Raw genomic sequence first — 22,518 nt, 5'->3', positions numbered from 1 at the left:
TTTCCTTGCATGCTGCAGCTCTACCCTTTCATCGCGCCAAGCGTCGCCCCCTCCATGATCCGTCGCTGGAACAGAATATAAATTATGATCGATGGCACCATGACAATCATGACGCCAGCAAACATCGTTACCCAATCGGCGCTGTAGTTCATCCTCATATTCGCTTGATACATATTAACGCCGATCGTGTATTTGGCCGGATCGCTCAAATAGATGAACGGTCCGAGGAAATTGTTATACAACCCTAAAAATTTGAAAATGGCCACGGTAACAATGCCCGGCGTCGACAACGGAACAATAATGCGCCAGAACACTTGAAACAGGGTCGCCCCGTCCACAAAGGCGCTTTCCTCCAAATCTTTGGGCAGCGAGGACATAAATCCGCCCAACAGCATAAGGAAGAACACGTTTTCCCCCAAACTGTCGAGCACGACAAGCCCTGTCAGACTATTCGTCAAATGAAGAGATTTCATCAAAATATATTGCGGCACTAAAGCGTTAATCCCCGGCAAAAATAAGGACAGCATGATCAGCGACCATAGCAGCTTGCGCCCTTTGAAGGCAATTCTCGTCAGCGCATAAGCATTCAGCACGGTCAAAAAGGTGCCAAACAAAAGGCCCGCCCCTACATAATAGAGCGTATTCAGCATTGATTTGCCGATATTGTAACTCGTCCACGCGCGTTCATAATTGCCCCATTCCAGCTTTTGCGGCAGTCCCCATATGGATTGAAAAAAATCGGCATTCGTCCGCAGCGACTGAATCAGCAGCCAGACAATCGGCAGTATAATCGACAGCGCCCATAACAATAATAAAAGCCGCCAGAACAAATCGACCACAACTCTGCTCTTTCCAACCATCAGAATTCAACACCTTCATCCGGATAATATTTGTCGATGATCAGCTTTACAGCGACAAGAAACAGGAACAGCAGCATGCCGATTGCCGAAGCATAACCATAGTTATGGTACTCTTTGCCGAAAGCCATATTGAACATGTACAGCCCAATGACATCCGTCGACCCTTCCGGACCGCCATTGGTCATAATCATAATAATTTCGAACCCTTTCAACGTACCCAGAACGACGAAAATGACGCAGACGCGGATAACGCCGCGAATAAGCGGGATGGTAATGCGAAACAAAATCTGTATCGGACGCGCGCCCTCCAGAGTGGCCGCTTCATAGAGCGATTTGGGGATCGCGCTGATTGCATTCATAAAAATAACGACATATAGCCCGACACCACCCCAGATCATTGGCAGTACAAGCGCCCAAATCGCCGTTCTCGTATCGCCAAGCCAGTAAAAATCTTCTATCGGTAGGCCAAGCAATTTAAGAATGCCGTTGAGCAGTCCAAAGCTGCCATCGTACATAAAGGTCCATAACAGCGCAACTACTACCGTTGACAACACATTGGTAAAAAAGAAAAGCACCTTGTAAAACGGATTTTCCCGATAGGGCTTGTTGTTCAGCAAAAAAGCTATCAAAAGCGATATAAAGACAATCGCAGCCGGCACGACTACCATATAAACCGCGTTATGATATAAGGCGCGCCACACAAACTTGTCAGATATCATATGAATGTAATTGCTGAAGCCGACAAATTTGGCATCCGTCAAGCCATCCCATTCCAATAATGAGTAGTAGATGGAGAGTATATTCGGATAAAGCGTAAACAGCAGATAACCTGCAAATGATGGCACAATTGCGATCATCAGAAAAATGATTTTTTGCCGCTTTGCGTTAGCGCTCCCCTTCCGGGTGTTTACAGTTGTCGCCACTTGCTCCATTCCAATAGCCAACGCGCTACCTCCTTACTTGTGAGAAAGGGCAGGGGGACTTACGGTGAATCCCCCTTCTCCCTTTCCCCGTGCTCCAAATTGCCGCTATGGGCGATCCTTTTCGATACTTTGCTGCAGCAGCTTCTCTGCTTCCTCCAAAGTAGCGATTGGCTCCTTCTTCGCATTAGCAACTGCTGTTATCATTTCGGAAACCAGCTTCGACGATTGTCCGGCCTCCGGACTTGTGAGCGCAAAATTGCGGCGGAATGAAATATATTCCACTTTATGCTTGGTCGCATACTCCATTACCGCTGCCGGAGCCGGCTGCAGCTTGGCAATGCGCGCCGGGTCATCGCCAAAATCCAGGCGAGACGGGAATGCGCCTGCTTCTGCAGCAATAATTTCTTGAATTTCAAAGCTGTACAGACTCAAAATGAACTCCTTTGCCCACTTCTTGATGAGATCAGGTTTATTTTTCCAAATGGCAAAACCGACATCGGTGACGCCAGAATTAATAAAGATCGTCTGCTCCTTATCATTTGTGGCCGGGATCGCCATAAAGCCCCATTTGAATCCATCCGGCGTACTGTCCTTCATCTCGTTGCCGACCCAGTCGCCTGTCGACACGAGCGCCGCTTTATGCTGCAGCACCTGCATCTGCGATTGCGTATGATTGAGAGCAGCTACACCATTAGGGAAATAACCCTTCTTGCCGAAATCGTACAATCTGTTCCACATTTCTTTATTTTCATCCGTCGTCAGCTGCGGGCCTTTGTAATTGCGGAAATTGTCAATATAGGCATCGAACTTCCCGGCCGCTTTTGCCAACGAGAACGGCAGTAAATCAAACGTATAATTCGTTAAGTAGCCCGCATACACGCCCGGGAACGTGATTGGAATGATATTTTTCGCTTTAATAGCCTCCATCAGCGCTACGAACTCATCCCATGTTTGCGGATCTTTATTCCATCCATTCTCATCAAAGAACGTTTGATCAAAAAACAGTCCGGCCGTAAATCCGGCTACCGGCACTCTGCCGGTCATATTCAACGAGCCGTTGTGCGACCCTTCGTACATATCGTTTGAAATAACCGACTTTAACGTTTTTCCTGTCTCCCCTGGCAGCTCCCGATCCCATAAATCATCCTGCGGCTCAATTTTGCCCGCTTCCATCAGACGGTCAAATTGCCCGGCCGCCGTAAATCTCGGGAAGAACAGATCATACATATCATTATCGTCGCCGGCAGCAATTTTGGGCTCAAGAATCGTCTCCAATGTCGGCGTCGATGTAATATCGAAGGTGACGTTCGGGTATTTATCTGTAAATTTCTTCATCGCCGCATCCATCCATGAGCGCCCGCCGCCATTTTCCCAGAAGCCGACCTTCAGGACGACCTTCTCATCCTTAGGCAAGCCATTCTCGGGATAAACTTCTTTCTCGGCAGTAGTATTTTGCTGCTGGCCGGCTTCCTTGCCGGTGTCATTGGTCTTGTTAGTATTCGCTGGATTTGTATTTTTGTCCACTTCGCCCTGCTTGTTGGTTCCGCTTCCATTACCACCCGAGCAGCCAGCCATCGTAAGCGCAACCATCATTGCTGACAGCATCATGACCACTGATTTTTTCCCCATTGTACAATCCCCCTGATCAATAAATTAATATTCCCCTTGTCTTAAACTGCCGATGTCAAGCTTCCCCGCCGCAGCAGTTCCTTGATCTCAACGGAATGACCGCCGGCAACGCGCGACTGCTCCGCCGCAAATGCCATCAGATGGCTTTGTACCGACACTTCTGCCGAGGTCAGCCCTTGCTCCCTGGCCGCTCCGCCAATATCGGCCGCACGCACCTGCGCCACAAATGAGCGCATCAGCTGTTCATCGCCGCCGCCATGCCTGCCTTCCCCTTGAATATCGTAGTGAACCGGCTTTCTGCCGAAGGGATAAAGATCAATCTCCCCTTTCTCCATGTGGCCTCTAATTTCACCATGCGTCCCCATAACTTGGATCGTACGGGAACATTCGTGGGTAAATCCCGACATTGTGAAGGCGGCAGTCGCTCCGCCCTCGAACTCCATATTGACCACTTGATGGTCGACGACATCATTATCGCAGCGGTACACACAGCGGCCGAACGGCCCTTTCTGCAATGCCTGCATAATTCCCTGCTCAGTCAGCTCATGTGTAATGAATTGCGACCATTCATGCGTCGGGTCCTCGGCATAAATCTTTTTCGCCGAATACGGGCATTGCCGCTCGACCGGGCAACCGTCCGTGCAGCGATTCGCCGCTCCTTGCGGGGCATGCTCTTGACGAAAGTGCACTAAGGAGCCGTAAGAGTTTACGCGCAGACAAGCTTTCCCCATCAACCAAGAAATCAAATCCATATCATGACATGATTTTTGCAAAATCATCGGACTCGTTTCTGCCGCACTTCGCCAATTTCCCCTTACAAAACTGTGCGCCATATGAAAATAGCCTACATTTTCACTTAATTGGATCGATACAATCTCGCCGATTGCCCCGCCAGCTAACAGTTCCTTTATCTTGGACCAGAATGGCGTATAACGCAGCACATGGCATACGGTCAACATCCGTCCCTGCTCCTTAGCTGCTCCCGCCATATCCAGCACTTCAGTCAAAGATGGCGACATCGGTTTCTCCAGCAAAATATGATAGCCTAAAGACAGCGCTTTCAAAACCGGTGAATAATGCATTTTGTCTTGCGTTGCTATGATGGCGACATCGGCGATTCGCTCTCCTGTCAATAGCTGCTCCCAACTAATATAACTGCGAGCTGCCTGAATCCCATGCTCCTCCACCGCAAGCTGCCTGCGCTCTCGATCTGGATCCGCCACAGCGACGATTTTAATTTCCGACGGATACTGTGCGGCATACCGGCCATACACCATCCGCCCTCTCGCTCCGGCCCCAATTAATATTGCGGTGATTGGGCGCATCAAGCAATCAACCCCCTTCCAGCTCTTTACTTTTGTCAAAACGAATATAACCCACGTTATAAACGTTGTCAACAAAATTTTCCTGTAAAATATTTTCGTTATTTTTGATTTTTCTGTGTCCAATATCGATAATTCTTGTTAGATCTAGGACTAACGCGTTTTTTCGGAAAAATCCCCCCTGACCAACTCGCTTGTTTTTCATTGACGAAACCCGTTATAAACGGTTAAAATATACCTATCGTTATAAACTCCGTGCAAACGGAGCTTCTGCGAAGGAGCGCATTTGATGGTTACTAAGAAAGATATTGCAAATTACCTCGGTATTTCACGTACTGCCGTATCGCTCGTTTTGAACAATTCACCCAGCAGCACCATCTCTGCCGAAACCCGGTCAAAGATACTGAAAGCCGCACAGGATCTGGGTTATCGCGATGTTGAAGTCAGTCCGAAGCTCTGCTATGTTCTCTATGACCGTGAAGCAGATGACCCGCGTTATATGGCTGACCTTAAAACGATGGAGGAAGCAGCCAGCCGTTATAAATATGGGCTTGTGTTTATGAACATTCGTTCTAATGCGGAATCGTTGGATAAACTGCAGCGGCTGCTGAATAATCAGGAGATTGAAGGATTTATCGTTTCCGGGGATGTCGATGATACCATTGTCGAGATATTCCGCAATTCCAATGCACCTTATATTTTTGCCGGTCTCCCTTTGCTGGGCAACATCGAAAAAGTCAACTTTGCGGCTATTGATGACCGCAAGCTGGCCTATGACGCTACCAGCTACCTTATTTCTCTCGGCCATACCCGGATTGCGCTTTTTCTCGGCAACTTGGACTATGACATTCACCAGCTTGGTTTGGAAGGGTATGAGCAGGCCCTCACCGATCATGGCATTCCGATCGATAAAGGACTTGTGCAGATCAGCGACGAGGAGAATGGCTACGAGCTGTGCAAACGTACACAAAAGCTGCGAATCGAATACACAGCCGCCTTCTGCGCCAATACTGTCATACAGTTCGGCGTTCTGCAACGGCTGAAAGAGTATGGGGTAGCTGTGCCCCAGCAAGTCAGCCTGATCGGCTCCGGATTGTCCGAGCTGGTCAAAGTGAGCATCCCTCAGCTTACGACCTTCTACGTGCCAGCCGAGAAAAAAGAAAAAACGGTCGATCTGCTGGTCGACATTATGAATTCACGCCAAACTAGCGGCATTGCTTACCGCTTTACCGAGTTCGAATGCCATGAAGGCGGCACCGCTGCTCCACCTCATGCTCGTTCTTAGCAGGTGTGGCCGAGGACGTTAGCTGGGTAACCCCGAGAACCATTGTTGGAGTTGCTTGGCAGATTTGAGTTGAAGGGCCGCTAACGAACCTGACAACCCTTATTCGGCTCAAAATGGGCCTTGTGGGCTGTAACGAATCTACCAATCGTTATTCACCGAAAATCGGCCACTTCCCCGCCTTTTTTCCATCAATAGCGTGTCTCAGGTTCGTTACACGCGGTACAAGCCGATTTTTCGGCCAATAGCGTGTCCCAGGTTCGTTAGCTCTCATCGTCAGCATTAAAAAACAAGGACCTGGCTACAGCCAGGCTCCTTGGACTATTATTTATTTTGCTAATTCATCATAATCATCCGCGGATTTGCTTAAACCCATATTCGAAGTCCCACGGTTTGACGAAGGTCAGATCAGCCGGCATGTAGATGGACACCAGGCCCCGGCGGCCTTTATCGCTTCGATTGGGAAAGCTGCGGTGGACCGTCAGCGAATGATGGAACATCGCGCCGCCGGCCTTTATTTCGACAGGCACTTCTCCGGCAAGCTCCACGTCCTCCTCCAGCAAGCCGTATTTTTGCGTTCCTTCAAATTCGCGGTGCGGCAGTAACTGTTTATGCGTGCCCGGCAGCATATGAACACAGCCGTTTTCAACGGTTGCATCGTCCAGCGCCAACCAGCAGCTGATCATGTTATAAGGCTGAACCTGTGTCCAGTACGCATGATCCTGATGAAAGGGCACTTCGCTTCCGTGATTGGCCGGTTTGACGAATAGCTGGTCGGTATACAGCCTGATTTGCGGACCAAGCAGCGACTCAATTACATCAACAATTTCCGGCCTTGCCGCATGATTCCAAAAATAGGAATGCGTATGACATAAATGAAACGCCACACGGATTTTATCCTTGCGCGGGATGTCCGCACGATCCTTGACACCGGGCTCCAGCTGCAGCATAAAATCGCCATCAGGCCTGCCGCGCTCCGGTTTGACCGAACCATCCAGCACCCTGTCCACCATCGTCTTCAGCTCAGCCAACTGGTCCGGACTTAATAGATCTGGCACAACCAGATAACCATTTTCTGCAAAAAAATGCTTCTGTTCAGCCGATAACTTCACTGTGCGTCCCTCCTGTCCTTATGACGCTTTTCACGCCTTGATGCCCGTCAGCGTAATTCCTTCAATAAACTGCTTTTGGGCAAAGAAAAACAAGACGATAATCGGTAACGTAAACATGGCGGAGGCAGCCATTAATTTTTCCCACATGACATAATGCGTCTGCATAAAGGCGTATAGCCCCAGCGAGAGCGTGTAATGTTTTTCATTGTTCAAATAAAGCAGCGGGCCGAGAAAGTCCGACCAGGTCGCCAGAAAAATGAGCACCCCCACCGTGGCGATGATCGGCTTGCTCAGCGGAAGCAATATTTGCGCATAAATGCGGAGTTCCGAGGCCCCGTCAATTTTCGCCGACTGAATCAAGGATGGCGGAATCGTCATAAAAAACTGCCGCAGCAAAAAAATATAGTACCCCGCGCCCGCACTTAAAAAAGCCGGTAATACAAGCGGAACATAAGTGCCAATCATACCCAGCTTATTCCAAATCATATAAGTCGGAATCATCGTCACCTGATAAGGAAGCAGCAGAGTCGCAATGACCAGCGCAAATATCAGCTTTTTCCCTTTCCAGTCGATATGCGAGCAGGCATAAGCGACAAGCGGAGCCGAGAACATAATTCCGATTACGCATAACAGGGAAATGAACAGCGTATTCCAGGTCATGCCGATAAAATTAATTTCCCGGAACACATCCGCATAATTCGCCCATCGGGGCGATGGCGGCACGATGACCGGAGGGTTGGCGTACAGCTCCTTGTCCGACTTGATCGAAGTGAGCAGCAGCCAGCAGAGCGGTGCCGCAAACACAATTCCGAACAAAACAAGAAAGAAATGCGAGACGATTTTCCCTCCGCGCCCGCCAGACCTTGACCGTCCGAGCGCATTTGCCGTAGCGGCTGTCATCTCATTCACCTCCATATGTGACCCAGCGGTTCGACGTGCGGAAGATCAGATAAGTGACGACTGACGTGATGATGAATAAAATCCACGCCATTGCGCTGGCATGCCCCATGCGAAAATCGACAAAAGCCTCGCGATACAGCAGAATCGCATAAAAAAGCAGCGACTTTTCCGGACCGGCCATCGTCTGATTGGCGCCCGAATTCGTTAAGGAAGCCAGCATGAACGCCTGGGCAAAATATTGAAAATAAGTGATCAAGCCCATAATTAACTGAAACAAAATAATGGGTGAAATGCTCGGCAGTGTAATGCTGAAAAACTTGCGGATTTTGCCTGCGCCGTCCATTTCTGCGGATTCATACAAACTTTTCGGCACATCCTGCAGTGCAGCCAGAAAAATAATCATCGTTCCCCCGGCTCCCCATGCCCCCATAAGAATCAGCGACGGCTTCGTCCAGACCGGATCCAGCAGCCAGTTGGGGCCGCGAATGCCGATATAGCTGAGCGCTGTATTGATCAGCCCGCTCTTCGGGTTCAGCACCCACATCCATACCAGCGAGGTGGCAATCGCCGGGACGATGGACGGAATATAAAACAGCGTGCGGTAAACAGACTGCCCTCTCACTTTTATGTTCAGCAACTGCGCAAGCAGCAATCCGACGATGAGGCTTACAGGGGTAGCAAAAAGCACCATATAGAGGGTGTTGGTAATACTTTTCCACACTTCCTTCTCGCTCAACACCCATTTATAATTGTCTAGCCCGACCCATGTCGGCGCCTTGAACATATTAAAATCGGTAAAGCTGTAGACGAGAGAAGCGCCAATCGGATATAACGTAAAGACCAAAAATCCAATTATAAACGGACTGGAAAAAAGCAAACCGGTTATCGTCGTCCTCCTTAGCACACTGGTCTCCCTCATTTCCTTGGGAAGTCATCCCCTCCGCTTTCCGGGCGGGGCGGAGAGGATGCACTGCCGCGACACCATGCATTGCTGCTGAATCACGGCTTACTTCAACATTGGAGTTAAACGTTCTTCCAATGCTTTCATCGTTTCCTCCGGCGATCGCTTGAGATTGAACATTAACTCCAGTTCCTCGTTCATCGCTTTATCAAAGTCGTTCCGCTTCACAAAATTCGGGATTGATTTCAAATTCGGGCTTTTGCTCAGCTCAATGATTTGCTTGCCGTCGGCAAGTTCTTGCATTGCAGGCTCATCCATAGCTGCCTTCGTCGCCGGAATATTGCCGAGCTTCACCAAAAACTTGGCCAACGCCGGGGGAGAATAGAGATACTTCATAAACGCCCAGGCGCCGTCAACATTTTTCGCCGTCTTGGCAATGTAGAAGATTGAGCTGCTGTTTACTCCGCCGCCGGCGCTCTCAGGTTTGCTGTCCAGATATGGCAGCGGCGCGATGCCGTAATCGATATCAATCTGTTTCTTTTTAATATGGGCGGAGAGCCATGGCCCGTCAAAACGAATCGCCTGCTTGCCCGTCAGGAATGGATCGGTAGGGTCGAGCCATTTGCCGGATGCCTGAACTTGCCGGATGTTATCAACGCCGAATTCAGTATTATAATCCGTAATGAGCTTCATCGCCGCCATCGTGCTTTCATTATTCATCGTCAACTCTGTAGCATCAGCATTCAAATAGGTTGATCCGAATCCATAGGCCATTGCGCTGAATGCATGGCCTTCAGACGGGTATGACGGAAAACCAAGCACATCAATCGACTTGTCGGCGTTGAGCTTCGTTGTCTTGCGGGCCACTTCAAGCAGTTCGCTGGCTGTTTTCGGCGGCTCTGTAAACCCCGCGTCAGCCAGCAGTTTTTTGTTGTAATACATCAGCGAAAAAGAAACATTGAGCGGCAGCGCATAAACTTTGCCGTCATATTTGACCGCTTCCATGGCAGCTGGAATAAAATCCGCCAAATCATATTGATCTCTGGCAATCAACTCCTCCAGCGAAAGAGCAATTCCCTGTTGGGCATACTGCGGGACGCTCCAATCGAAGGAATCCGTCACATCCGGCCCGTTGCCGCCTGCGATCGCCACTTTCACTTTTTGTTCATCCGGTACGGACAGACCTTCAGCTACATATTTATCCTGGCTACTGTTGAAGTCCTGAATAATTTCCTCCATAACCTCCCCTTCAGCTCCGCCCCATAAATACCATACAACAACCTTTGATTTGTTGCCGTCGCTCTGGCCGCCGTTACCACCCTTGTTTCCCCCGTTACCGCACGCCGTAAGTGCCAGCGAAAACATAAGCGCACATGCCAGCAGCACGAACGCCGCTTTGCTTGCCAACGTATGATTCCTCACGCTCAACCCCCACCTTTATCAGTTGGTAATAAGGAGCTTTCAAAATCATTGTATTCACGCTGAGGACAGATTATAAATAAAAAAATCCTTTTTATTATTTTAAAAAGGATTTTTCCTCCTCTCACGAGGAACTACATGCATTTTCTCCCTTTCGATTACAGCAAAATCGAATCCCCTTCAAATCGGAGGCCCTCCATTTCATCCTCCCTATGTTGACGATGAGGGCTAACGAACCTGAGACACGCTATTGGCCGAAAAATCGACTTGATTCGCGTGTAACGAACCTCAGACACGCTATTGATGGAAAAAAGGCGGGGAAGCGGCCGATTTTAGGTGAATAACGATCGGTAGATTCGTTACAGCCCGCAAGGCCCCATTTTGAGCCGAATATGGGTTGTCAGGTTCGTTTGCGGCCCTAATGGAAGCCACGGACCTTATTTCGTCAATTACCTTCCTTTTTGAAATCTAACGGAAATGAGCGATCTTAATTCGACGTTTTCTTGCGAAATCGGGCTCATCATCATCAAATAGGGGCTCACAGTTCCGTTACAATTTTAAATCGGTCGAATTTTCGCAAATAGCGTCTGTGGCATCCGTTAGCATTCGTTCAACATGAACGAGCGGACCAGAGCGGACCGTATGTCCTGCTACGAGCGAGCTCTCCCCAGTTTAGGCAATTCAGCTACCTCAATTGCTGAAGCTGCGGATACAGTTCCTGCAGCCGGTCGTACAACTCGCGGTATAAGCTGTATCCTGCGAGCACGCGGTCGCGGTCGGCCTGCGGCTTATATTCATAGCTGCCCCCATCGAACTGGCGCCAGGCATCGGCATAATCGGCGTATGCGCCGATAGCTACACCGGCCGACATCGCCGCCCCGAGGGATGTCGCCTCTTCCATCTGCAGCGGTACGCGGATCGGCGCATCTAACGCAGAGGCCATAATTTCACGCCAAGCCGGGCTTTTCATACCGCCGCCAATCACTGTATAACGGTCAATGGGAATGCTTTCCTGCAGCGGTTCAGCAATTGAACGGAGCGCATAAGCGACACCTTCCAGAACAGCGCGCAGCATGTGAAAACGTGTATGGCTCAAGCTGAGGCCAAAAAATAAACTGCGCACTTCTTCATCCCATAATGGTGACCGCTCGCCCATCAGATAGGGATGGAACAGCAAACCATCCGCTCCCCAAGGCAATTTGCCGATTTCGTTTTCAACGAGTTCATATGGTGACTGACCTGTTTGTCCAGCCTGTCCAATCTGTCCTGTCTGTCCTGATTGCCCTGCCAGTAAACTCTCTCGCGATGCAAGCTCACGGACTGCCCACTGGTATGCGGCCCCCGCTGTTTGCATCGTGCCCAGCGCGTTGTACAGTCCGGCCGTCGGACCGCACATTGTAAAGATCCGCCTGCTTGTATCCAGCGCAGGCGCGCCCACGACCCGCGAGACCCAAGCGGTCGTCCCGAGATAGACATAAGCGTCGCCCGGGGCGATTGCCCCTGCACCTAACGCAGCGCAAGAACCGTCGCCGCCGCCCAAAATAACCGGCGTCCCCGGCAGCAGCCCGGTCGCTGCCGCCGCTTCGGCCGTTACACCGCCGGCCGGCGTTGCCGACGGCACAATATCCGGCAGCTTCGCGGACTCAATACCGAACGCCGCCATAATATCATCGTCCCAGCGGCATTTGCCAATATGGAACATCCCGGTAAGAGAAGCATCCGAAAAGTCGGTGATCCCCCGCATGCCGGACATTTTCCACACCAGATAATCCTTGGCCTGCACAAAATGTGCTGCTCTGCGGTAAATATCCGGGCGCCGCCGTTTCAGCCACAGCAGCTTTAGCAGCGGATAGTGACTGTCGAGCCGATTGCCTGTCCTTTCGTAAAAGCGGACCGGATCGATGAGCGAGAATGCCTCCTGCTCCAGCTCCGCGCTGCGGGTGTCGGCATGGATCATCGCCCGCCCAAGGGGTGTGCCTTCATGATCCACCGGACAGACACCCATCATGTGGGCGCTAAAACCGATTGCGGCGATCGACGCCGGCTCGACCCGCTCCAGCACGCTGCGCGTTGTCTGCACAACCGCCTCCCACCAGTCAGCTGGATCTTGTTCGGCCGCGCCCCGTTCGCCGTAATAGGTCGGATAAGACATTGAGGCAGAGGCCACGGCCTTTCCGTTCAAATTAAAGACCGAGCATTTATGGCCAGAAGTGCCCAAATCGTGGGCCATAATATAACGCGACATCTCACCGCCCCCTTAGCTTTACAATCCCGCCTCTCTCCAGTCCTGCATAAATCCTTCCAATCCGATGTCGGTCATCGGATGCTTCATCATCGCAACAAGCACAGGGTATGAGGTTGTCACGGCGTGCGCGCCGAGACGGAACATATCGAGCACTTGCTGCGGTCCGCGAACGCTTGCAGCAATTACTTTGGTCGGCAATCCGAGCTGACTGAAGGCGGCCGCGATGTCACCGATCAGGTTCGCCCCGGACCAGGCCACATCGTCGACCCGTCCCAAATAAGGGCTGACATATTGTACGCCGGCCTTGGCGGCAAGCACCGCCTGGCCGACAGAATAGACAAGCGTCATATTTGTCTCGATGCCTTCTTTCGACAACCGGCTGGCCGCCTTGATGCCTTCAGCTCCCATGGGCAGTTTAACGACGACATCTGTCGCCCAACTTTGAAACATGCGGGCTTCTTCCACCATTGCAGCGGCATCCGCACCTGTTGCCTGACACCAAACTTTTCCCTGCACCTCCTTAGCGATATCCCGGATTTGTTCCTCAAACCCGCGCTTCTCGCGGGCGATAAGAGAGGGGTTTGTCGTCACCCCCTCCAAAATCCCCCACGACATCGCTTCTTTTATTTGCTTCAGATCAGCTGTATCAATGTAAAGTTCCATACCCTGGCGCTCTCCTCTCTGCTCTCGAATCGGCTTATTCATAGAGCACTGCTTTAATCTCTTCATTATCCATGTTCGACTTGTCATAATAGAAAAAACCAGTGTCGATATTCGCCTCTACTTTTTCTCCCTTGGCTGCGGCGACTGCCGCTTTCACAGTTTCATAGCCAATGCCGATCGGATTTTGCGTGATGGCGCCTGCCATTTCCCCATTGCGGATGGCGTCAATCTGCTGCTTGCCGGAGTCATAGCCGATCAGCGTGATTTTGCCCTGCATGTTCATTTCTTTTACTGCATTCAGCACACCGATCGCCGAGCCTTCATTGGAACCGAAAAAGCCTTTCAGGTTCGGGTAAGCCTGCATAATCGCCTTGGCCAGGTCAGTCGATTTCAGATGATCGCCGCCGCCGTATTGAATATCGACGATTTTGATGTTCGGATACTTTTCCTCGATCCGTTTCTTGAAGCCGTCCCTGCGGTCAACCCCTGTGCGGCTCGTCTGATCGTGCACAATCATCGCCACTTCACCTTCGCTGCCAATCAGTTCTGCCATCTTGTCGGCGGCCAGACCGGCTGCTGCAATATTATCCGTTGCGGCTGTTGCCAGCGGAATTTCGCTTTCAACGCCGGAATCGAAGGCAATGACCGGGATGTTGCCCGACTTTGCCTGCTCCAGCAGCGGAATGGAGGCCTTGCTGTCAAGCGCTGCGAATCCAATCGCCGCCGGCTTCTTATCCAGCGCTACCTGCAGCATTTCAATCTGCTTGTCGACTTGCGATTCGGATTCCGGACCTTCAAACGTAATCTGCACATCCAGCTCCTTGGCCGCTTTCTCGGCTCCCTGCTTGACAGCCTGCCAGAACTGATGCTGAAACCCTTTGGAGACGATCGGAATATACATTTTGCCGCTGTCCCCTCCTGCCCCGTTTCCTCCGCCGGAACCTTCCGAACTGCTGCCGCATCCCGTGAAAAGTGCCGCAAACAGCGTCAGTGCAGATGCAACCGTAACGAACTTGCCGAATGTTCTCTTCTTCATTCCAGATCTCCCCTTAAAAGTTTTTGCTTGCAGAAGCTGCGCCGGGCCGTTATGCCTTATGCAGATTTACGGCGCAAAATGTCCGTGTACACCGCCAGCAGAATAACGAGGCCGACGACGACCGTTTGCCATTCCTGCGGTACCGACATGATGCGAAGCCCATTCGTCAGCACACTCATGATCAGCGCGCCGATGACCGTGCCGATGATCGTCCCTTTGCCTCCGCTTAGCGACGTGCCGCCGATGACGACGGCAGCTATTGCTTCCAGCTCATAGCCCTGGCCAAGAGCGGGCTGGGCCGAGCTTAAGCGGGATGCCATCAACACACCGGCCAGACCGGTGAACGTACCTGTTATGGTGTAAATAACGATTTTCCAGTACTTCACGTTGACGCCGGAAAGCCGGGTCGCCTCCTCATTGCTGCCTAACGCAAAGTTGTAACGGCCGACAATCGTTTTGGACAACAAAATGCTGCCGATCGCCGCTGCGGCAAAGAAGATCAGAACCGCGTTCGGAATGCCGAAGCCGGGGAACAATGTGCCTAGCGAAATTTTTGAAAATACCGGCGCATCCGTGAAATAAATCGGTTTTGCCCCCGAGATGACTAACGCCAGCCCTTTGGCGACCATCATCATGGCCAGCGTCGCAATAAACGGCGGAATTTTCAGCTTGGAGACGAAAAAACCCGACAGGAAACCGCATATTGCACCCGTTAGAATCCCGCCAATAATGCCAAGCGGTACCGGAAAACCCCAGTACGAAATGAACACGCCGGTCATAACGGCGCTGAGCGTCATCACGGTGCCGACCGACAGGTCGATGCCGCCGGTAATGATCACGAAGGTAGAACCTAACGCCAATACGCCGATTACAGCCGTCGACAGCAAAATGCCGGCAATGTTCGAGAACTGCAAGAAATTGGCCGATGATAGTGAAAATACGATGATCAGAATGATCAGGCTCGCGAAAGCCAGCAGCTGCTGGAGCATCCCTGACGGGAGGCGGGACGTTTTCGTTGTTGCAACGGACGGATTCGAGTTCATGTCCGGTTCCCTCTCTTTCTTGGACTGAAGGTTTGGCCGCTAGGCCATATGCTTTGTTGCCAGACTCATAATGCTTTCTTGCGATGCTTCATCATGCTGCAGCTCGCCGGTGATGCGTCCCTCGCACATCACAATCACACGATGGCTCATACGGAGAATTTCCGGCAGCTCCGAAGAAATCATAATAATCGATTTGCCCTGTGCCGCCAGCTCATCCAGCAGCTTGTAGATTTCGCTCTTCGCACCGACATCGATCCCTCTCGTCGGTTCATCGAAGATCAGAATGTCGCAGTTGCGCGTCAGCCATTTGCCGATAACAACCTTCTGCTGATTGCCGCCGGAAAGGAATTTCATCTTCTGATGGATGCCGGGCGTCTTCACCCGAAGCTTCTCCACGATGCCGTCCGCTGCACTGGCGATGGCTCCGTCTTTCATTAAGCCTGCGGCCCCGGTGAAGGAGCCGAAGGAGGCGATGGCGACATTTGTTTTCACATCCATGTCGACTATGCAGCCGAACCGCTTGCGGTCCTCAGACAAATAGCCGATGCCATGGCGGACGGCGTCGTACGGACTGCGCATCGTCACCTTTTTGCCACGAATGAAAATTTCGCCGGAATCGATCGGGTCAGCTCCGAACACGGCCCGGGCGACTTCCGTGCGGCCGGCTCCCACCAGACCGGCGAACCCGAGAATTTCGCCTTTGCGCAGTCTAAAATGGATATCTTTCAGCGTATTGCCCCGGGAAAGCCCTTTTACTTCCAATACAGACTCGCTGCTTTCAGTTACGATATCGCTGCGAACGCTATGAAAAAACTCGCGGCCGACCATCATCGAAATAATTTGATCGCTCGTCACATCGGCCGTTTTTACGGTATTAATATAAGCTCCGTCGCGCATAACCGTAATGCGGTCCGTTATCCGTTTCAGCTCCTCCATCCGATGGGAAATATAAACGATGCCGACACCTTGCGCGCGCAGCTGTCCGATGATGCCGAACAAATCCTCAATTTCCGTATCGCTTAATGCCGCTGTCGGTTCATCCATAATGAGCGTTTGTGCATGAAATGACAGTGCTTTGGCAATTTCCACCATTTGCTGCTTGGCGACCGTCAGCCCGGAAACAACCTCTCGCGGACTGATGTTCAGATTCAGCCGGTCGAGCAGCTGCTGCGCCATCTTTTCCTGGCGTTTCTCATCAATGAACAGCCCGGCCAGACGCGGTTCGCGTCCGATAAAGATGTTCTGGGCGACGGTCAGATCCTGGGCCAGATTCAGCTCCTGATGGATCATAACAATACCTGCATCCTGCGCCGCCTTTGTGTTTGCAGCGTCGAATAGCTTTCCTTTATAAAAAATTGTGCCCTCATCCTTGGCGTAGACACCGGTCAACACTTTCATTAAGGTCGATTTTCCCGCGCCATTCTCTCCAACCAAAGCATGGACTTCGCCTGCATGCAGTTCGAACCGGCAACGGTCGAGCGCCTTAACGCCGGGGAACGCTTTACTGATCTCTTCCATACGGACTAACACTTCGTTCATGCGATCACCTCACGCCCTTATTGTAAGCGGATTCACAATTAGAAAGAATAGAATAACTTCCACAAAAGCTTGAATATCTTACTTTCATGAGTGGGAGATATTCCTTCCTTCATAAATGGAAAAAAAGCTACTTTCCCACAAACGGGAAAAGCAGCTTCTGATTTTCGTCTTCATACATATTGGCCTTCGTAATAATGACGGAGCCGGTATCGATGACCTTGGGTACTCTCTCGCCCCGAAGGATTTGCACGGCTGTTTTGACGCCCAAATAGCCCATATTGAACGGCCGCTGTACGACAGTTGCCTGCATGATGCCTTCCTCCAGCAGCTTCACCTCTTCAACCGAGCTGTCGAAACCGACCAGCTTAACCCGCCCCAGCAAACCAAGCTCGCGCAGCGCCTTGCCGGGACCGACGGAGGACGGCTCGTTCAGCCCGACAATGCCTGCCAGATCGGGATGCTTCTCCAGCAGCTCAAGCGCCGTTTCATAAGCTTTGCGTTCGATCCCGTCGCTGTAAAATGTGCCGACCACCTCCACACCGGGCGTCTTCTCCAAAATATTGCGTACCCCTTGCTCCCGTTCGATTTGTGTCGCCGTCTCCCTTACAAAGCTTATGATGGCTACTTTGCCGCGCCTGCCGGGCAGCTGCTCGACCATCAAATTGCCGGATTTCTCTCCGGCAGCCACATTATCGGTTGCGATAAAGCTTAGCGGCAAATCGCTGTTAATACCTGAATCGATGGTAATGAGCGGGATGTCCGCCTTCCCGATTTCTTCGGCAATTGGCACGAGCCGGTTGAAATCCGAGGCCGCCAGCACAATCGCATCCGGCTCCCGGCCGATCGTCTCCCGCACCAGCCTGATTTGACCGTCGATGTCCGTTTCATTCTCTGCTCCGATGACTTCAATGTCGGCATCGAATTCTTTGGCCGCCGCCTCTGAGCCGTCCGCGAACACTTGCCAGAACTCCATCGACTCCGACTCCTTGATGACTACCGAAATTTTCAGCTTGCGGTTTCCTTCGTTGTAAGAGGAAAATTGCACCACGGCGTAATAAATGAGCGCTCCGGCGGCAATGAACGCTGCCAGCAAAAACAGTATCCGCCCCAATCGTCCGTTCTTTACCATCACAGAACATCTCCCTCCTCTCCGGCTTCCCCCCGCTTCCTGCCTGCACTCTCCCGTTCATCCGCCTCTACCGGCCCGATTGCGGAAATAACAACCGTTACGGTCGTCCCTTCCTCCGGTTCGCTCTCATACGAAAGACCGTATTCCCGGCCAAAATAGAGCCTGATCCGCTCATGAACATTTGCAACTCCGATACCTGTTCCATCCCCTTTTCCGCCTTCCGGCCCGTCGCCGGGCATCAAAATGCGATGGAGCGTATCCTCATCCATACCAACCCCATCGTCAGTGACGGTGAAAATGATCCGGCTGTCAGATCGTTTGCCGGTAATCTCAATCATCCCGGAGCCATATTTATTTTTCAGCCCATGGTAGATGGCATTTTCCACAAGCGGCTGCAGCAGCACCTTAATCGTCCGGCAGTCCAAAATGTCCGGATCAACATCGATGCGGTAATCCATTTTGTTTCTGTAACGCATTTTTTGAATGGTCAAATAGTTTGAAATATGCTCAATCTCTGTGCGGATCGGCACAAGCGTCTGATTTTTGCTGATGGAGCTGCGGAACAAGCGGGCCAGCGCCGATGTCATCAGAACGACTTCCTCGAATCGTTTCGCCTCGGCCATCCAGACGATTGAATCGAGCGTATTGTACAAAAAATGCGGATTGATTTGCGCCTGTAAGGCGTTGAGCTCACTTTGCCGCTTAAATTCCTGTTCCCGTACGACCTGGCTCATCAATTCTTTGATGCGGGCAACCATAATGTTGAACGTACGGGCGAGCAGGCCAGTTTCCCGCTGGCTGTCCACGGGGACGAAAATGTCCAAATTGCCGCGCTCTACTTCGCGCATCCGCTCTTGCAGCCGTTTGATCGGCCGCGACAGTGTGCGGGAGAGCAAAACGGACAGCATAATGGCAACGAGGAGGCATAAACCGCCCCACAGCACAAACGACATCGCCATCGTACGTTTGTTGCCGACTAGCTCGCTGGCATAAGAAACCCCGACGATTTTCCAGCCAAACCCTGAATCCTGAATCGTATAGATCCGGCTCTGCTTGCCTTCATCTGTCATAAAGCTGCCGCTGCCCTGACGAAGAACATCGTCAATCCATTCTGACTTCAAGCCGCTGTAAACAAGCTGCTGCTGCGGATGATAAACGAGCTTCCCGTCATAATCGATTATGAAAACATAACCGCGCTGCCCAAGATCAATCTCCGCCAGCATATCATTCATGACATTGAAATTCAGATCGACGAGCAAAATGCCGACGCCCGTGCCGTCCTCTTGCCTTAATTCCCGGCTGAGCGAGACGACCCAGCGGTATTCATCTTTGAAGATCGGCTGTACATGGGAGGAAGAGACGACCACTTCTCCTTCCGCCGCTTTGGCCAGCTTGTACCACGACTGCCCGGCGGTGCTCACGTTCGGATTCAGCCGCACGTCCCGTCTGTCGGAGACAAACGTCCCGTCATAGCCAAAGATGTTGATAGAGGCGATATCTTTGCGTGAAATAAGCACCGAATGAAAAAAATCCGAAATGCGCTCTTCCGTCTCCAGCCGCTTCTCCGGCGGCATCGCTGCGGCGTTGGCTATATACGATCGCACATCGCGGTTATTAAGCGCCAGCGAAGAGATGGTGTGCATATTATCAACATAGGTCCGGATATTGGCATTGACCTGACGCACCAGCTCGGCCGTATAATCTTCCGCAGTGATCCGCACCGCCGAGGCGGACAACTGGTAGGCAATGAAGCTGAACAACAGTACCGTTGACAGGATTAGACCGGCGAACATTGCCGCCATATTAGTCTGTATGCTTTTGAAAGGCAGCCACTTCATAACTTCAGCCTCACTCCGCCGTAACTTTTTGCCGATGTTCCTTCGGTGTCTGACCAGTCGTTTTTTTGAACAGCATGCTGAAATAATGAGGGTCCCTATAGCCTACTTTTTCGGCAATCTCATAGGTTTTCAAGTCGCTGAACTTCAACAGTTCCCTCGCTTTCCCGATCCGATGGGCAGTCAGAAACTCGACAAAAGTCTGGCCGGTATGCTGTTTGAACATCAAGCTGAAATAGCTCGCGCTCATATGCAAATGCTGGCAGATCATTTTGAGCGACAGGTCCGGGTCGTCATAGTGCTCCCTAATATACGTTTCAGCCTGCAGCATCTGCATATGGGAATAATCCGTCCTCGCCGCGGCGACCGATCGAATGGCGCTGCGGCTGGCCGCTTTCAGCCAGTCTTCGATATCGCCCAGCTTCGTGAAAGCATAAATATCAGTCAGCGGATTGGCTTGTGGGCCAAATGCGTCGGCCTCACTGCCGCCCAGCTCGACCACGGTTTGGATGAGTGCAAGAATGATTTTTTGAATCTGGATGTAGCATCGGTCAATCGCCGGGAAAACATGCTGCAAATGGCAAAAGATCTCTGAGATTGCCGTCTCCACTTCTTCTTCCGTTCCGGTGCGAATGCCCGAGATCAGCTTTTTCTCCCATCTAGCCGTATCCACAGTGCGTGCGCTTTCCCTGCCCTCCATGTCAGAAATGCTGATCACCCGGTTGTTGCCGAGCAGCAGCCGATAATCGAGCGCAGTAACGGCGTCCCGCGATGAACGGCCCAGCTCGCGCAAATCGCCGACTTTACGCCCGATGCCGACTGTAACTGTAATGTCCAGATAAGTCTCCGCCGCTTCTCGAATCTCCTCCGCGAGCTGCTGTGCACGCTCCTCCAGCCCGCTGCCGCCGGCATCGACTCCTGACACAATGGTCATCACGCGCTCCTCACGGCTGCGAAACACTGCCGATTGAGCTTGCCGGTGCGCAAGCTCCTGCACAATATTGTATACTGCAAACCGCAGCAATTCATGATCGTCAGCATTGTCATGCACCCGAAAGTGATCAGGGTCGATCGCCAGCACAATGTAATCCGTACCGCTTATGCCGATATCAAAATAAGCCAGTCTTTCATCAGCTTCTTCCTTGGACATTCCGGATGTTGCCAACCGCTCAAGAAAGCGTTCCCGCAATAACGGCAAGCTTTCATTCAACTGGCGGCGCAGCCTGCCCATATCCTCCAGCCGGGAACGTTCCTCGTCCAGTTCGTTCCGTATCTTATCCAGCAGAGCGCGCAGCTCAGCTGCCGTAATCGGTTTCATCATATAATCGTCTGCCTTCAGCTTGACAGCCTGCCTGGCATATTCAAAGTCGTCGTATCCGGTCAGAAACACGATCCGGCAGCGGGGATGCTCTTCAGCCAGCCGGCGCGCCATTTCCAGTCCGTCCATAAACGGCATGGAAATATCGGTCAATACAACAGCAGGCCTCAGCTTGACTGCCAGCTCGAGCGCCTCTATCCCGTTCTCGCAATGTGCAACACAGTTGAAGCCATGACTGTTCCAGTCTATCAGTTCGAGGATCGCCTCCCGGATAACCGCTTCGTCATCCACGATAATAATATCGTACATCCCATTTTCCCCCTATCTGGTTTCTTGCAGCGGTGCAAGCGGCCCAAGTTTTTGTAAGCCTTTACATTGATCTGTTCAAACCTGGAAGTTCCGGCCATTTCATCTGTAAGCTGATTACTCCATCTAGGGAAATATGATAGTACGCAATGGCGCCTCCGTCAAATCAATGCTGTTGTTGGGCAAACTCCCTCCTGAGCTGTATACAAAAAAAGAGAGCCTGCCAACGGGGCAGACTCTAAAGATATATATCATTAAAAGGGGGTCTTGCCTATTATAATACCCGACTAATATTATCGGTACATCACAGAAATATTTCATTTGTGTTAAAGAAGTTGTCCAAAAAATTACAATCGAACTATGTGAGATCGTCAGTTCTAGTACAGCTGCATCCCGGCCATCGATACGGTCCAGCACCGCAACCGGGCAATCGAGCTGCCTTTCTGCGCAGCTCGGTGACCTACGCGGACCTACGATCCGTTATTCGCCGAAAAACAGGACAATTTGAAGTTTCACGGACACACGATCCCTTATTTGCGGAGTTCACCTGATTTTCCAGGCGATTGGAGGCCGATAGCGGAACCACGGTCCGCCGCCCCGCCGTTTTGGCACGTTTGTTCACAGATAACGGATCTACGGTCCGCTCAGGCCCGCTTCCCCCGCGCTTACCAATGGAAACTGCAGCATATTGGCGATGATTTGACATTGCTCGCCATTAATCGACACGCCCCCACAGTCCGACCAACTGCCCTCTCCCCCTCAAATGTTGCAGTTTGTGCAACAAACCTAAAGGGGAATTCAGCATGTCCCCGAATTGTTGTACGAAATGCAACAATCTTCTCCATCAAGGGGGTTAAACGGTGATGATTGTTGCAGAACGTACAACATTTTCGCAAAATCCAGCGATTTCGGCTGAAAATATTGCGTTTTGTGTAGGCCTGTTGATTAGCCAAAAAAAGGTATGCAATAAATGGTAAAAAACTAATAAAAAAGACCGTCCAGTCGATGTAATGTTTGTCCCCACAAACTAATCGAAACGAGGCGGTCTCATGAAAA

The 22,518-nt window shown here is 51.4% G+C and carries 19 protein-coding genes; 1 reads left to right on the top strand and 18 read right to left on the bottom strand.

Features of this window, described 5'->3' with window-relative positions; translation table 11 throughout:
* Window positions 1-20: 20 nt before the first annotated feature.
* The 5 genes from ACFQ0N_RS32465 to ACFQ0N_RS32445 all read right to left on the bottom strand — a co-directional run bounded on the left by ACFQ0N_RS32465 (window position 21) and on the right by ACFQ0N_RS32445 (window position 4,939).
* Window positions 21-860 carry a carbohydrate ABC transporter permease gene (locus ACFQ0N_RS32465; RefSeq protein ID WP_379334267.1) on the bottom strand — a complete coding sequence of 280 codons (840 nt, stop codon included), beginning with the start codon at window positions 858-860 and terminating at the stop codon, window positions 21-23.
* On the bottom strand, window positions 860-1,804 hold the full coding sequence (locus ACFQ0N_RS32460; protein ID WP_379334266.1) for a carbohydrate ABC transporter permease: 945 nt from the start codon (window positions 1,802-1,804) through the stop codon (window positions 860-862). The genes ACFQ0N_RS32465 and ACFQ0N_RS32460 overlap by 1 nt, the downstream gene beginning before the upstream one ends.
* An 84-nt stretch (window positions 1,805-1,888) precedes the next feature.
* Window positions 1,889-3,412 (bottom strand): ABC transporter substrate-binding protein, encoded by a 1,524-nt coding sequence (locus ACFQ0N_RS32455; protein ID WP_379334265.1) that lies wholly within the window; start codon window positions 3,410-3,412, stop codon window positions 1,889-1,891.
* 41 nt (window positions 3,413-3,453) lie between these two features.
* Complete coding sequence (locus ACFQ0N_RS32450) at window positions 3,454-4,737, bottom strand: Gfo/Idh/MocA family protein (RefSeq protein WP_379334328.1); 1,284 nt, start codon at window positions 4,735-4,737, stop codon at window positions 3,454-3,456.
* 7 nt (window positions 4,738-4,744) lie between these two features.
* Window positions 4,745-4,939 carry a hypothetical protein gene (locus ACFQ0N_RS32445; RefSeq protein WP_379334264.1) on the bottom strand — a complete coding sequence of 65 codons (195 nt, stop codon included), beginning with the start codon at window positions 4,937-4,939 and terminating at the stop codon, window positions 4,745-4,747.
* An 84-nt stretch (window positions 4,940-5,023) separates the two neighbouring features.
* On the opposite strand from ACFQ0N_RS32445, the gene ACFQ0N_RS32440 reads away from it, so the two are divergent.
* Complete coding sequence (locus tag ACFQ0N_RS32440) at window positions 5,024-6,019, top strand: LacI family DNA-binding transcriptional regulator (RefSeq protein WP_379334263.1); 996 nt, start codon at window positions 5,024-5,026, stop codon at window positions 6,017-6,019.
* Between the two features lie 347 nt (window positions 6,020-6,366).
* Here the strand turns inward: ACFQ0N_RS32440 and ACFQ0N_RS32435 are convergent, their stop codons facing one another.
* The 13 genes from ACFQ0N_RS32435 to ACFQ0N_RS32375 all read right to left on the bottom strand — a co-directional run.
* Complete coding sequence (locus tag ACFQ0N_RS32435; RefSeq protein ID WP_379334262.1) at window positions 6,367-7,128, bottom strand: phytanoyl-CoA dioxygenase family protein; 762 nt, start codon at window positions 7,126-7,128, stop codon at window positions 6,367-6,369.
* 30 nt (window positions 7,129-7,158) lie between these two features.
* Window positions 7,159-8,028 carry a carbohydrate ABC transporter permease gene (locus tag ACFQ0N_RS32430; protein WP_379334261.1) on the bottom strand — a complete coding sequence of 290 codons (870 nt, stop codon included), beginning with the start codon at window positions 8,026-8,028 and terminating at the stop codon, window positions 7,159-7,161.
* A 1-nt stretch (window position 8,029) separates the two neighbouring features.
* The gene (locus ACFQ0N_RS32425; RefSeq protein ID WP_379334260.1) at window positions 8,030-8,932 is read right to left on the bottom strand and encodes a carbohydrate ABC transporter permease; all 903 of its coding nucleotides are present in this window, start codon (window positions 8,930-8,932) and stop codon (window positions 8,030-8,032) included.
* A 102-nt stretch (window positions 8,933-9,034) separates the two neighbouring features.
* Window positions 9,035-10,351: an ABC transporter substrate-binding protein gene (locus tag ACFQ0N_RS32420; protein WP_379334259.1), complete on the bottom strand. Its 1,317-nt coding sequence runs from the start codon at window positions 10,349-10,351 to the stop codon at window positions 9,035-9,037.
* A gap of 682 nt (window positions 10,352-11,033) precedes the next feature.
* A complete protein-coding gene (locus ACFQ0N_RS32415; RefSeq protein ID WP_379334258.1) occupies window positions 11,034-12,593 on the bottom strand; it encodes a xylulokinase in 1,560 nt (519 codons plus the stop codon).
* An 18-nt stretch (window positions 12,594-12,611) separates the two neighbouring features.
* Entirely contained in the window at window positions 12,612-13,256 is a 645-nt protein-coding gene (gene fsa, locus ACFQ0N_RS32410) for a fructose-6-phosphate aldolase (protein WP_379334257.1), read from the bottom strand.
* Between the two features lie 34 nt (window positions 13,257-13,290).
* Window positions 13,291-14,292, bottom strand: a complete 1,002-nt coding sequence (locus tag ACFQ0N_RS32405; RefSeq protein ID WP_379334256.1) for an ABC transporter substrate-binding protein — start codon at window positions 14,290-14,292, stop codon at window positions 13,291-13,293.
* A gap of 56 nt (window positions 14,293-14,348) precedes the next feature.
* On the bottom strand, window positions 14,349-15,335 hold the full coding sequence (locus ACFQ0N_RS32400) for an ABC transporter permease (RefSeq protein WP_379334255.1): 987 nt from the start codon (window positions 15,333-15,335) through the stop codon (window positions 14,349-14,351).
* Window positions 15,336-15,374: 39 nt separating this feature from the next.
* Window positions 15,375-16,874, bottom strand: a complete 1,500-nt coding sequence (locus ACFQ0N_RS32395; RefSeq protein ID WP_379334254.1) for a sugar ABC transporter ATP-binding protein — start codon at window positions 16,872-16,874, stop codon at window positions 15,375-15,377.
* Between the two features lie 127 nt (window positions 16,875-17,001).
* A complete protein-coding gene (locus ACFQ0N_RS32390; RefSeq protein WP_379334327.1) occupies window positions 17,002-18,003 on the bottom strand; it encodes a substrate-binding domain-containing protein in 1,002 nt (333 codons plus the stop codon).
* Window positions 18,003-19,841: a cache domain-containing sensor histidine kinase gene (locus tag ACFQ0N_RS32385; protein WP_379334253.1), complete on the bottom strand. Its 1,839-nt coding sequence runs from the start codon at window positions 19,839-19,841 to the stop codon at window positions 18,003-18,005. The genes ACFQ0N_RS32390 and ACFQ0N_RS32385 overlap by 1 nt, the downstream gene beginning before the upstream one ends.
* Before the next feature lie 10 nt (window positions 19,842-19,851).
* The gene (locus tag ACFQ0N_RS32380) at window positions 19,852-21,465 is read right to left on the bottom strand and encodes a response regulator (protein ID WP_379334252.1); all 1,614 of its coding nucleotides are present in this window, start codon (window positions 21,463-21,465) and stop codon (window positions 19,852-19,854) included.
* Between the two features lie 662 nt (window positions 21,466-22,127).
* The coding region (locus tag ACFQ0N_RS32375; protein ID WP_379334251.1) for a hypothetical protein at window positions 22,128-22,518 on the bottom strand (391 nt) is incomplete at its 5' end.

Origin of the sequence: Paenibacillus sp. GCM10027626 (assembly GCF_042676285.1) — a bacterium.
Taxonomy (GTDB): domain Bacteria; phylum Bacillota; class Bacilli; order Paenibacillales; family Paenibacillaceae; genus Paenibacillus_Z.
This window is presented reverse-complemented; position numbering and strand designations above follow the sequence as displayed.